Origin of the sequence: Flavobacterium frigoris (assembly GCF_900111075.1) — a bacterium.
Classification (GTDB): domain Bacteria; phylum Bacteroidota; class Bacteroidia; order Flavobacteriales; family Flavobacteriaceae; genus Flavobacterium; species Flavobacterium frigoris.
Window position 1 is genome coordinate 33,463 of sequence record NZ_FOFZ01000007.1, and the last position, 12,353, is coordinate 45,815.

At 35.7% G+C, this 12,353-nt stretch carries 20 protein-coding genes; 17 read left to right on the forward strand and 3 right to left on the reverse strand.

Annotated features, from left to right (window positions below; translation table 11 throughout):
- The 17 genes from BMW63_RS10505 to BMW63_RS10585 all read left to right on the forward strand — a co-directional run bounded on the left by BMW63_RS10505 (position 1) and on the right by BMW63_RS10585 (position 9,525).
- A complete protein-coding gene (locus BMW63_RS10505; RefSeq protein WP_074723427.1) occupies positions 1–2,163 on the forward strand; it encodes a DDE-type integrase/transposase/recombinase in 2,163 nt (720 codons plus the stop codon).
- A gap of 10 nt (positions 2,164–2,173) precedes the next feature.
- Positions 2,174–3,100: an AAA family ATPase gene (locus tag BMW63_RS10510; protein WP_074723428.1), complete on the forward strand. Its 927-nt coding sequence runs from the start codon at positions 2,174–2,176 to the stop codon at positions 3,098–3,100.
- Positions 3,094–3,237, forward strand: coding sequence for a hypothetical protein (locus tag BMW63_RS18140; protein ID WP_175460277.1), 144 nt, complete (start codon positions 3,094–3,096; stop codon positions 3,235–3,237). The genes BMW63_RS10510 and BMW63_RS18140 overlap by 7 nt, the downstream gene beginning before the upstream one ends.
- A 2-nt stretch (positions 3,238–3,239) precedes the next feature.
- Positions 3,240–3,413 (forward strand): hypothetical protein, encoded by a 174-nt coding sequence (locus BMW63_RS18145; protein ID WP_175460278.1) that lies wholly within the window; start codon positions 3,240–3,242, stop codon positions 3,411–3,413.
- Between the two features lie 4 nt (positions 3,414–3,417).
- Positions 3,418–4,062 carry a DUF3164 family protein gene (locus BMW63_RS10515; protein WP_074723429.1) on the forward strand — a complete coding sequence of 215 codons (645 nt, stop codon included), beginning with the start codon at positions 3,418–3,420 and terminating at the stop codon, positions 4,060–4,062.
- On the forward strand, positions 4,059–4,298 hold the full coding sequence (locus tag BMW63_RS10520; RefSeq protein WP_074723430.1) for a hypothetical protein: 240 nt from the start codon (positions 4,059–4,061) through the stop codon (positions 4,296–4,298). Before BMW63_RS10515 ends, BMW63_RS10520 begins: the two co-directional genes overlap by 4 nt.
- A gap of 70 nt (positions 4,299–4,368) precedes the next feature.
- Positions 4,369–4,986, forward strand: coding sequence for an AAA family ATPase (locus tag BMW63_RS10525; RefSeq protein WP_074723431.1), 618 nt, complete (start codon positions 4,369–4,371; stop codon positions 4,984–4,986).
- A gap of 1 nt (position 4,987) precedes the next feature.
- Complete coding sequence (locus BMW63_RS10530; protein WP_074723432.1) at positions 4,988–5,401, forward strand: hypothetical protein; 414 nt, start codon at positions 4,988–4,990, stop codon at positions 5,399–5,401.
- A 301-nt stretch (positions 5,402–5,702) separates the two neighbouring features.
- Positions 5,703–5,948, forward strand: a complete 246-nt coding sequence (locus BMW63_RS10540) for a DUF3850 domain-containing protein (RefSeq protein WP_074723434.1) — start codon at positions 5,703–5,705, stop codon at positions 5,946–5,948.
- A 1-nt stretch (position 5,949) separates the two neighbouring features.
- Positions 5,950–6,282, forward strand: a complete 333-nt coding sequence (locus BMW63_RS10545; protein ID WP_074723435.1) for a hypothetical protein — start codon at positions 5,950–5,952, stop codon at positions 6,280–6,282.
- Positions 6,283–6,418: 136 nt separating this feature from the next.
- Complete coding sequence (locus tag BMW63_RS10550) at positions 6,419–6,754, forward strand: DUF4406 domain-containing protein (RefSeq protein ID WP_074723436.1); 336 nt, start codon at positions 6,419–6,421, stop codon at positions 6,752–6,754.
- The gene (locus BMW63_RS10555; protein ID WP_074723437.1) at positions 6,727–7,155 is read left to right on the forward strand and encodes a hypothetical protein; all 429 of its coding nucleotides are present in this window, start codon (positions 6,727–6,729) and stop codon (positions 7,153–7,155) included. Before BMW63_RS10550 ends, BMW63_RS10555 begins: the two co-directional genes overlap by 28 nt.
- Positions 7,145–7,381 carry a hypothetical protein gene (locus BMW63_RS10560; protein ID WP_074723438.1) on the forward strand — a complete coding sequence of 79 codons (237 nt, stop codon included), beginning with the start codon at positions 7,145–7,147 and terminating at the stop codon, positions 7,379–7,381. The genes BMW63_RS10555 and BMW63_RS10560 overlap by 11 nt, the downstream gene beginning before the upstream one ends.
- A gap of 168 nt (positions 7,382–7,549) precedes the next feature.
- Positions 7,550–7,822: a hypothetical protein gene (locus BMW63_RS10570; protein ID WP_139174229.1), complete on the forward strand. Its 273-nt coding sequence runs from the start codon at positions 7,550–7,552 to the stop codon at positions 7,820–7,822.
- A gap of 15 nt (positions 7,823–7,837) precedes the next feature.
- Positions 7,838–8,242, forward strand: a complete 405-nt coding sequence (locus tag BMW63_RS10575; RefSeq protein WP_074723441.1) for a hypothetical protein — start codon at positions 7,838–7,840, stop codon at positions 8,240–8,242.
- Positions 8,243–8,274: 32 nt separating this feature from the next.
- Positions 8,275–8,508: a hypothetical protein gene (locus BMW63_RS10580; RefSeq protein ID WP_074723442.1), complete on the forward strand. Its 234-nt coding sequence runs from the start codon at positions 8,275–8,277 to the stop codon at positions 8,506–8,508.
- A 69-nt stretch (positions 8,509–8,577) separates the two neighbouring features.
- Positions 8,578–9,525, forward strand: a complete 948-nt coding sequence (locus tag BMW63_RS10585; protein WP_074723443.1) for a hypothetical protein — start codon at positions 8,578–8,580, stop codon at positions 9,523–9,525.
- On the opposite strand, the gene BMW63_RS10590 is transcribed toward BMW63_RS10585, so the two are convergent.
- Genes BMW63_RS10590 through BMW63_RS10600 form a run of 3 tightly spaced genes read right to left on the reverse strand, consistent with a single transcriptional unit; the run spans position 9,522 to position 12,329 of the window.
- Entirely contained in the window at positions 9,522–10,040 is a 519-nt protein-coding gene (locus BMW63_RS10590; RefSeq protein WP_074723444.1) for a hypothetical protein, read from the reverse strand. The two genes, BMW63_RS10585 and BMW63_RS10590, sit on opposite strands and share 4 nt — an antisense overlap.
- Before the next feature lie 16 nt (positions 10,041–10,056).
- Complete coding sequence (locus tag BMW63_RS10595; protein ID WP_175460279.1) at positions 10,057–10,536, reverse strand: phage virion morphogenesis family protein; 480 nt, start codon at positions 10,534–10,536, stop codon at positions 10,057–10,059.
- Between the two features lie 38 nt (positions 10,537–10,574).
- Entirely contained in the window at positions 10,575–12,329 is a 1,755-nt protein-coding gene (locus tag BMW63_RS10600; RefSeq protein ID WP_074723446.1) for a phage tail tape measure protein, read from the reverse strand.
- Positions 12,330–12,353 lie beyond the last annotated feature (24 nt).

A 12,353-nucleotide genomic window follows, 5' to 3' on the forward strand; every position in this document is an offset into this window, starting at 1 on the left:
ATGCAATTGTTACACAACGACATCCAAATACGTAATTATAAAGATGGTGAAACCCTATGGGTTTCTCACCGCTTGGTGTTACAAGTGTCTCAAGTAACAGATGACTACTTACGTAAAGCTAGAACCCTTTATAAAAAATCAATCCAAAAAGGCTACAAATACGGTGACTTTTTGCCTAATACAGGTAGCGCATGGCGTTGGGGCAAATCAAACGGAACATTTTACTATGACTTTGACTGTTTACCTGATCGTAAGCCAACGCATTACCGTTCAAAATTTGGTACAAAACACGAGCTTCTTACAGCGTATGAAGCTCTGTTAAGTACAGATAAAAACAACAAACAAAATCAAATCAATAGCTTAATTCAATCACAAGTAAACACGTTCATTGACAATACTGATATACGATACTTTATGTATGATGCAATTGTCGGTTACAATCAAATCCAAGCCTTTCAAATGGCTACGGCTAGAGCGTGGTGTATGTTTCTAAACAAGCAATTGTTTAACGACAATTTCAAAGAATTAGGGATCAATAAAAAAGGAGATTTTATACAAATCTGTGCCGATATGATTGCACCGCTACAACTGGAAGGATTCAAAGTAAATTCAGCAGCTTATTTGCGTAATAAAATCAATGAATTTCCGATCAATAATTTGACCGAACAAAGAAACTTCTTTGTCTCTGGAAAGTACGGAAATGACAACGCTCAAATCGTGGGTAAATACCCTTTAGTAGATGAGAGTACAGGACAAATTTACCAGTTCGATATTCATCAAGCAATGATGTTCAATTTGTATATGAATCCTGGGGGATCAACTAAGGAATATATCCGCACACTTTGGGAACGTGACTATTTCGAAGATGTAAAAGAATTCGACTTACAGCCTGTGGCCTATCGTACTTTTTGCCATCATTTAACTCGTTTTAACAAAACGATTTTAACAGCAAAAGCACGTCACGGTGAGGACTACTATAAAAAACACGTACAAACATACGTAACAACGGAACGTTTAGAATTTGCTCACTCTTTATTTGCAGGAGATGGTTCAGGAACGATCAACTACAAATACAAGAAACCAAACGGTAAATGGTCAACTATGAAGCTCTATGTAATTCTTATTACCGATGTAGCGAGTAGACAAATTGCAGGATGGTCAGCCGCTCCAGTAGGATCACACAAAGAAACCGAGCAAATGGTTAGAGATGCGGTAAAAATGGCAATCGAAAACGGTGGTAATCAAACCATGTTTGAATTCATATCAGATAACCACGGAGCGTTCACTTCAGGAGTTAGTAAAAGCTTCTTGAATCTAGCCTTTAACAAGGTTAGAACCATCGAAGCGGGTAACTCACAAGCGAATCCAGCCGAAACGCAATTCCGTTTGTTTAAACGTAGTTTAAAAGACATTAAAAACTTCCTTTCGACCTCGTGGGGAACTGGAATAGAAGGACAATCAAATCCCGATCATTTAGATATTGACGAATTACCAAATTACCAAGACGCTTTAATACAAATGCACCAGTTAATCACTCGTTGGAATACTACCAAACTACGTGATGGTGTATCGCCTGCGGAACGTTTCGCAATCAAACATACTGATTGCGTACCATTGGAACCAGTTGTAATGCGCTACTTATTTGCAAAGCACACCAAAGTAGACATAAGCTATATGCGTGGTTATGTAAATGTGTATCGCTCACAAGGGTACGAAAGCGAACAATTTCAATTTGAAATACCACAATACGGTGGTGCTGGTACCGAGATGATCGCCAAAGCAACGGGTTACACCTCAGGAGCTGAAGTAATGGTAGTATGGGATGATGATTATGCCGATTTATACACGCTTGATCAAAAGTTTATCATGACTTGCAAACGTGTAATAGGTGCTTCACAATCTCATGCCGAAACGGATGACACCAAAGCCAACGCTTTAGGCCATTTAAAAGGTAGAAAAGCCCGTCAAACTGAATTTATAGACGAGTTCGAAGCTTCACTTAATGAAGTGATAGAAGATTTAGGCTATAGCCATGCAATGGCACTTGGAGGAAATAAAGAGAATTACAACGCAAATAAAATAAATAACGAGAATACTAACCTTAAAAACACGACCAAAAAGAGAGTAGACAGGGATTTCAACAGCTCAGATTGGTCGGCTTAAATTATTCATTATGGCAAAGTTAACACAAATTCAGAAACTAGAAGTAATACCGCATGAAATCGAAAGGTATTTACACGACAATGCAACTACACAAGTAGCACTGCCACAATTAGCAGGCATCGATAAAGCCTATGTAAATCAAATCCTAAAAGGAAATGAAATGATTGGTAAAGCTAAGATAGCCGATAAATATTACGAGGCAATTGCATTGGCTATTGGGTTTAAATTGGAGAAAACGTACTGGAATCACTTTAACACCTACAATTTTAAACAAGCTATTATCACGTTTGAAAGAGCCAAAGAAAAGAAAATCCGTTTAGGATTAGATGGAGATACAGGACTCGGTAAGTCCTACGCTGCAATGATGTTTAAACGCAAATATCCTACTTCAGTATTCCTAGTGAAATGTTCTAGCATCGAAAACTCTAAAGAATTTGCAATCAATCTAGCTGAGGAGGTAGGTGTCGCTACCACAGGTACCAAAGGGGCTATCATCAAAAGAGTTTGTCAAAAAATAAGAACATTAGGAGGTAATCCGATGATCATTATTGATGAGTTGGAAAACTCCAAAGCAGGGAATATTCCAACGGTTAAAACTATCGCAGATGAATTACAATATTATGCTGCTGTAGTAGTAATTGGGATTGACGTTCAAAAAATGTTAGCCAAAGCAGCCGAACGCCGCAAAAACGGTTTTATTCAAACCAATCGCCGTTGGTCATTTGGCTGGACTTACTTAGATCCAGCAATTGGAGAAGACATTGAGAGTATTTGTATTGAATTAGGAATCACAAACAAACCCGCTCAAAACTGGCTTAAAGCAAGGGTAAAGGATTTTGATAGTTTAAAAAACATCATTTCAAATGCACTCGAAGAGGCTGAAAAATCAGAAGAAGAAGTAACTATTTCATTATTAAACGAATTGTACCCATGCTAAAAATTTACAACCCAACACAGCGCATCCTGATTGTTAAAAACAAAAAAGGAAAAATAGTAAAAGCTTACGGCGGTGCAATAGCTACTGAATACTGGCACAAACACTTAAATAAAATCGCTACTAACTCAATAAACTAAACATGATAGTATCCAAACAATGGTTAGAAAACAAGATAAAAGAACTTAATCAATGGCTTTTAGACCACGAAAAAGGGAATCATTTTGATTATGCTCCCAAAAGACAAAGCCGTAATTACTACGTACAAAAATTGATTGACCTCGAAGAAAACCAATTAGAAACAATTAAAATATAACAAAATGGAAGCAATTACAAAACAAATTCACGAAATGACATCAGCTGAACTAATCGAATTAGGGAAACAAAGAGCTGCTGAAGAAAACAAGAAACAAGACCAAAGAAAACAGGCTCATTTAAAGGACAAAGAGCACTTTTTGAGCGAAGTTTTAGAGCGTTACAATGATGCTCAAGCAATCTTAACTACTCTAAAAGCGGAAACCATAGCCCATGCCGAAAACTTCAATAACCTGAAGTACGAACTGGAAGGAAAACCAACCAAAGAAGCGAAGAGCTTCGAGCTGAAAAATGAGAAAATCAAAATCATAGTCGAGTCTCAAGACCGCTTTGATTTTAATGATGAAGCAATCGTTCACATCAATGCCATCAAGGATATTTTTAGAGAGAAATTCGAAAATAGAAACAAAGGATTCTACAACCTTTTGGAAAGTATTCTTATCAAAAATGCCAAAGGCGAATACGACGTCAAGATTCTAACCAAAGCACGCAAACAAGTGCGTGAGCTGGGCGATGACAAACTAATCGAAGAATTTGACAAGCTTAATGATTGTCTTATCGTAGTAGGTTCTACCAAGTACATTAGAGTCTACACCCTAGACGAAAAGAACAAATGGAAAGATGTTTCACTTAATTTTTCAAGTCTATGATAACAGGTTTTATAATTGAATTAGAGGATAATGGGCAGGATTTTTTGAGTTTTACTACCAATGCAAATGGAGTAATTGTAAAAACTGAACCATTTCAAGGAGATGTTTGGAATGGAGGTTACATACCTGTAGAGTCGCAAGAAGTAGGAAGACTTTGTATGATGCATAAACCGCCCAATATAGTATATGGTTATTTAAAACACGAAGTTGTTAAAATAACAGAATTAAAAGATTAAACCCATCCCAAATGGCATACGCTTACGTTCGAGTCGTAAGTGGGAGCGAAAAAATGAAAAATTAGTAAAAATGAAAGCAATTGGAATCACACAGTTCCTAGACAAATCCTTTGAAGTTTACGACTTCCAAGGTGATTGGCTAGAGAGTTTCGGTCAACCCGAAAAGAACTTCATAATGTCAATTTATGGAGGTTCTGGAAACGGTAAAACCGAATTTGCTATACAACTTACCAAACACATGGCATCATTTGCCAAAGTTTTGTACTGTTCGTATGAGCAAGGGATATCTAAATCATTGCAGGACGCTATTAAGCGTAACGATATGCAAGATTTAAAAGGAAAAGTAATGTTTACTTCAGGTGGTGTTTTTGATGATTTAATCCTTCGATTAAAACGTCCAGCATCGGGCAAAATTATCATTATTGATAGTTTGGATTATGCCAAATTGAGCCTTGATCAATTCAAAATCCTAAAGAAAACATTCCCACGCAAAAGCTTTGTTATTATCAGCTGGGCAAAAGGCGACAAACCACGTAATCAGCATGCAAAAGACATCGAATTTATGTCTTGTATCAAGATTCTAATCAAGAATTTCAAAGCGTACCCAGTGAGCCGTTTTGGCGGGAACAAACCCTTTGTTATTTGGGATAAAAAAGACACAACACCAGTACAACAAAAACTTTTTTAATATGGGAACTCCAAAAAAAAGACAACCAAGAACATTCAACACCTTTAGTGATTCTGATAGTGCGGTAAACAACTATCAAAACAACAAGAAAAGAGAGGTCGAAGCATCAAAACCAGTAAGCAGTCAATCGATATCAGCAGAAATGGAATTGACAATGAAACGCAAGCGCAGCAACATTCTTACAATCGCCACTAGAACGGGGATAAAAGAAGCCGATAGCTGGACAAAGTTCAATAGTTGGATGTTAGCTAGTAGTGTTCATCATAAAGCCCTTAATGCTTATGATTATAATGAACTAGACGAATTAGACAAGCAGTTTAGACAGTTAGAAATTAACTATGAACATAGTGCGCAAAAAGTAGGAAACAAAGCATGGCATCATGCTACAGGAATACCACAAAGCTCTCAAAATTAAAAAGAGCCCCTAATAATACTATCAGAAGCTCTATCAACTTGGCGGTTGTTTGAGCTTCAAAGATAGCTAAATGTCCTACACGAGAAAGAATTTTTTAAAAAGAGTTTTAAAAATCCAAGAAATTGCTTTGCATCATCGCAAACAAGGCCTGTTTTTTAAAGAAATCTATCATTTACACATCGAAAATCAATTCGATATCTGTAAGCGGACATTTGACTCCTATCTCGGTATAAATGCTAGAAAACAAATGAGAGAATTACACGAAAAATCACAAAATAACAATCAATTAAACCTTTTTTAAATGAAACACGAACTAAAAATCTATCCCGAACATTACAGAAATGTGCTGTTGGGATTAAAGAAAGTAGAAGTCCGTTTGAATAATCGGAATTACCAAGAAAATGACCTCTTACTTCTCAATGAATACGACCCCAATAAACAAAAATACACAGGTGGTCAAGTAATCAGGAAAGTAGATTTTATCATTAAAGATGTAGCGGGTTTAGCCCATAATTATGTGGTTTTGCAAATCTCTAAACCCCTTTAAAATGAAAATAAAACTAAGTCTAACACCTGAAAACGCCATTATCATAGCTGCAACAATCGAAGCGGTTTATAATTCAAAAGCGATATCGCGAAGGGAAAAATCAACTTTATCAATTGCACTTGATGTTGCTGCTAAGTTGGATGGTAAAGCGATTCATATTAAGGCAAAAATGAATCTTTTTGACGCAAAAAAGAAAATTAATGTCTCCTTAAAATTTCATGAAGCCGATATGTTAGAGTTACTCCTTCTTCAGCAAATCAAAGAAATTCATGAGCCATACGTTAAAATACAAATTCAAAAAACAATCAATGATTTAAACCAAAAACTAGCCTAATGCACAAGAAAGTAAAAGACAAAAGGCCTGTTTCAAAAATAGAAACAATTTTTGAAACCGAGCATCGATTAAGAGGGGAAGCCATACTAATATCAAAAACATTTGTACACACCAAACCGATTAAATTCCTATTAAAATGAGAAAAAAGATATACATAGCAGGAAAGGTTACAGGACTACTTAGTCAAGATGTAGAAAATAAGTTTTTCATAGCATCAAAAAACCTTTACGACATGGATTTAGAACCTGTAAACCCAGTACAAGTTGTAAATAACCCCGAAGCAGAATGGAATGAAGCCATGAAACTATGTGTAACCGCCTTAATGCAATGTGATGCGGTTCTAGCATTACCATGCCATAGCAGCTCCAACGGTGCTAAAGTAGAGGTTTGGCTCGCAATGAATTTGGCCATACCTGTTTTTTTTGACCTAAACCAATTACGACAATGGAAGAATACACCACCTACGAAGTAACCTTCATCGCTACAAAAGAAAAATGGATTTTTCAGTACAGGAAATCAGATGGGATACTGCATTGTTTTATCAATTTAAAAGGCTCGAGCTTCATTAATTTGTTACGAAAGCAAACCTTTCCTGAGAATGTACAAATGATTGAAGACTGGGCGAAGTTTAAGAAGATCGTAACCATAGAACTCAAGATAGACGATTTTAGTTTTGAATCCTTTTGGGATAAATACGACCTCAAGCGCAAAAAGGAACAAGCCCAAAAAGCCTTTGAAAAATTGGATTTAACGAGTAAAATAAAATGTTTTTCAGCTCTTAAACATTACAACGAGGATTTAAAGAAAACAGGTCAAGCCAAAGCGCATTTAGTGACTTGGTTGAACCAAAAAAGATACAACGATGAGTATTAATAACTGGGAACTTACGGCAGAGGAAAAAAGTAAATTATCTGAACAAGACAGAAAGGATTACGAAACCGCGATTAGGTACAAAAAACACGATTGGGCTTGCGGTTCTTATGGCGGTTGGGTCCGAGGAAATGATATTTTAAAAAAGCTTGGGTGGAAAGAAGAAAAACAAACCGAAGGGAATAGAAGCTTTGTTTTTTTAGTCAAGCCAAAAAAGATACAACGATGAGTATTAATAAAGCAAAATTAAGATTTTTTGCATTGATGTGGAGGCTTTGTGAACTAGAGAAACAAAGGAGGTTTAAAATTGATTTAGAATATCACGCTAGAGTTGAGCAATTTGAACGAGAGCCTTTGATTTATATAAGACAAAACGAGTACAAAGAACCCGTTTTTTATGAGTATGAAGGAAGTAGATTTATTAGTAAGCCAAAACATAATTTTAAAAAGAGGTAGTGAAATGGATATAAAAAAAACAGAATATTATATCGAAATAAATGGAAATGATAATAATGGTGAATTTATGATTCGTATCCAAAAAGATTGCTGTCAGTTACAAATTGAGACTGAAGATAATGATGCGTACATAGATGTAAGTTATGCAAAGTTAAAAACAATTAGAAATACAATAAATGAAATCCTAGAAGGATACGAAAAGTTAAATCACTAAAAAAACAACAATAAAATGAAAAACTTAAAAGAATTTGTAGACACACTAGTAAAAATTGAATATTTAGACCATTGTAACGCTTATGGCTTCTATCCTTTTCAGATGTACGTAGAGGATAAAGACGAAAAAGGAATCATGTGCAGCCTTGATTTAGGTGGTGATATAAGAGCGGTTTACCATGCCTTTGCTGAGCATTACAGTAAAAACCCTAAACGAGTGTACTTAGCAGTAGATTTCCCTGCTATTGGCGATATTCTAAGCGATTTTGTTTGCATTATTGCCTACGAGAAAGAAGAAATGACCCTCTACGCAATACCCTACAGCGTCGAGACTGGAGAAACCTTCTCTGAGGTAAGAGATAGTGAAATCCTTAACAAAATACACGATGATTTAGGATTATTTATTTATAAAATTAACTAAAAATGTATTCCGTTTAATTTAAAACTAGCAGTATGAGAGCTACAAAATATTTTAAAAACAGTACCGATATGGCAGATTTTGCAAAGCATTTCAAAGCCTTAAAAAAAAACAATTGGTACATACGCACTACGCTAATTTGCGACCATGTTCTTAACGAAAACCGTAAAGCTATAATATTGGCAACAGGTGAAACCATTATGCAACGCCTAATCACTTGCAAGGTGTGTAATGAGCATGGGAATGCTGTAGAGCCTATTAAAAAATAACGTTTTATAAGAAAGCCGTTCATTTATTGAACGGTTTTCTTACTTTTGGTAACCTTTAAAATTAGAAAAATGAAAAAACTATTATGCTTTTTGCTATTAATACCAACATTCTTAATTGCTCAAAACAAACCTGATTGGGAATACGACTTTAACAGACCTATTGGGGCTTTCTTTCCAAATTACTTCCCTATGACTAACAAGTATATGCCCGCCCAAAATACCTATTACGAATACAATTGGGTATCGAATAACATGCAAAATTTGATACATAGTTATTTCAAATTACATCGTAATTCTAATGATATAAATGGAGATGATTATATTATCAATACCTATAAAACGACTGCTGGAAGTGCAATAGATAATTTAAAAATTAAGTACAATCTATTTCAGGTATATGGGCTTTATGTGGTGAGTTCTTTAGAGGTTACAGGAAGCAAAGTTCAAGTAATAAAACTATTTATTTATCTTTATAATAACGAGCTTCAAAGTGCAAATTTAAAAAATGGTTTCATCAAGACAATGGCTCAAGATGTAGCTATCTACAGTATTGTAAATGGCGTTGCATCAATAAAAATAACGAATGGTGTTTATAAAAACAGTACTCAATTTAAGACAGATTTTGAAAAAAGAAAAGAGAAGTTTAAAACAGATTTAATGCTTGCAAAGTTGGAAGACGAACAGCGAAAATTAGACTATGAAGCTGATATTAAAAAAAGAAAAGCGCAATATACAGCTGACAGTATAGCTCGAAAACAGGAAACAATTAAAGTCCATTTGGATTGGGCTAATGAAGAAGCTTCCAAACCTAAAGAATCTATAAATGTATTTTATTTTAAAAAGTCGGGTAAAAAAATAGCTTTTAAAAACCAACCTTCGGAGGATTTAGAAAAGCTAATAATTGAAAAAACAAGTGATAGTAAAAACGGCACTTATTCCGCTTATGTTAAGACAATTGCAGTTTTAGAAAACAAAAGTTATACTATTAAAATAAATCCAACAGACAAAACATTTTAATCATCAAACTCAATAGTTAGTTCTCCTTTTAAATCTAACGTATCATAATCGCCCTCTTGGTAATCGCCTCGAGGGCTTTTTCGTCCTGAATAACTACACTCGTAAGTCAATAAGTAGATGTTTACAATAGAATCCATTTTATTAAAACCCTCAGAAACAACTTCTAGTTTGCCAGTTTTCTCCGTTTCAATAGTTTGTGCGATTTCGTCAATACAATCAATAAAATCTAAGAACTGCAAAGCTAAATCCTTGTTTAGTGATATGTTACTTGTATCTCTCAGTTGCTCAAAACAACAATAAAACGTTATTGTAGCAATCGGTGCATCGCCACTATGATCGATGTCCCAATCTACAAGTAACGAAGGTCTTGAGAATAGTTCGAAGTTTTCTTCAAACTGATCTTGTCCAGCGTATAGATCAATATATTCGACTGGAGCAATATTCTTATCAGTAAATTTGGCTTTGTTCTCCCCTGTGCCAAAGGCTTCAATTAGTTTGTTGTAAAATGCTTTCATTTAAATCGGGTTTAACTTATTTTAGAATCTCGTTTATTTCTCTTTGTACTAGTCGTTCTATTCTACGTAACAAGATGGTCGATTCTCCAATGAACTGCCTTTTTGGTAATGTTATTTTACGCTTACGGCGGTGTGCTTTTACGGTTTCAGTTCTTCCCTTTCGAGTACGAGAATGTGTTTTTATATTGATCGTTTGATTGATAACTGCGCCTTCATTGTGCGCTTCAGCATATTGCACATCCGTTCCAATCGTTACGCTGTTACGAGTTACTTTCGTTTTACGAATGGAGCGTTTTAAACGTCCAGATTTGACCATTAACGAACCTCGTGCAGCGGCTTTCTTTTGTTCTTCACTCAGCCATTCAGGCGATGGTTTACGAGCTTTCCAAGCCGTTACACCCTTATCTACCCAGTTCTTACGTACAAATCGTTCCTTGCTGAAATTGACGGCTTCAATAGCCGCCAATTCAGGGAATTTATCATATAATTTACTCAAGCGGTTGAGCTTTTTTAAAAAGTCCGGGCTTATCATATTTAAGCAGTTTCTGCATTTATTAATACTCGTTGCATCATTTCTTTAAACCATGCTTCTACATCTTCCTTAGTCATTCCTGCATAAGCTGATTGCGATACATTGATACCGCCTTTATTAAAAGCATCGATTCTAATATCGACCTTTTTAACTTGGTTGGCTTCTCCTGCGACTTTGCTTATTTCTTCGCCTTGCTTTTTGTTTTTGCCTCCTGTTCCTGCTAGTTTGCCGTCTAGTACAGGAGCTTTGAGTAACGAAGTTGGCTCTACTTTTTTCGTACCCCACAAATCAGGAGTTTTGATACCTTTTAATCCCAAAGGGTCTGTGGCATCTACATTACCTATAGTTGCAACCTCTCCAGTTGTTATCAATCCTTGTTCGCTTCTAAATTGTCTAATAGCCTCAGCTCCTTTTTGAGCTAATCCTGTAGGGTCAAAATTGGCAATAGTTTCTAGTATTTGTTGTAGCGGTTTTAATATAACATCTAAAAGTACTTGACCAATTCGTTTTAGGCCTCCTAATATCCCATCCGATTTAAAAGCGTTTACTATACTATCCCAATGGTCGTAAATTAATTTTAAAGCAACTATTAACCTACCTATTGGTCCCATAAATACTAAAACCATTGCACCCCAGTCGTCAAAATACTTGATAGCTAATACAACAACACCTATCACTGCGCCAATTGCCAAAGCTACCCACATATATGGACTTGCAGCTGCTGCCAAATTAGAAAACCATTGCGCTGTGGTCAATGCTTGTATTACAGTTGTTAAACTCGCCAATGTGACAATAGACATTGAGACACCTTGCAAATAAGGCATCATTGCACCAACTTTTTCCGATACATACGATTCTATTCCTGCAATAAAACCTTTTAAGCCTTCATCTGCTTGCTTGATGTTGGGAAGTTTTCTAGGGTCTAAATCCATAGAACTCAATCCTAAAATAAATCCCATACCAGCATCTTCACCTGCTCCTTTGAAAATATCTGTCAATGCTAATTGTTTGGCTTGTGCATTTGCTCCTTCCATTGCTTTGGATATCATTTGTACGGCTTGAAAGGAAGTTTTACCTCTTAGGTCTCTCTCGAAATCCAAACCAATTCCTTTTAATGCTGCCATTTGAGCAGGACCCATTTCTTTTAAAGATAAATTAGCCTCTTTTATCGAGTCGATTGCTTTATCTGAGAATACTCCATTCTTCCCAGCATTAGCCATTATAACCATCATATCACTAGCATTCAAGCCTAATTCTTTTATTTGTGGCGCATACTCTTTGAATTGGTCAAGCATATCGCCATTTAAGTTAGCTCCTTTCTCATATCCTTGTTGTAAGATAGCCAAATTGCTTTCAAATGAACCTCCAAGCTGTTTGGTTAGCGCATTGGCTGATTTGGCAATATCGTCGTCGTTTGCCTCCCAAACCTTACCTAGTTTGTGAATTCTAGTTGACATTTCGTTAATATTTTCAACGCCCATTTGTGCAAGCATTGTCTTGGTGTTGGTAATGCTTTTTGTGAAGTCTAACTTTTGGCTTAGGTTTTCAACTATTTCAGACATATTATTCATAGCTGTTGGGTCAAGAGCTTTGCCGAAATTCGAAAAAACCTTTATTTGCTTTAAATTAAAGCGTTGCAGTTTGCTTTCCATTTTATCGGTAGCACCTGATAATTTGGCTTGCACTTGTGATAATTTGTTGTTAAACAACTTATCACTCAACTCCATAACGAGTTCTAATTTTGATTTTTTAGCCATATTGTAATTTTTTTATATCTTTGT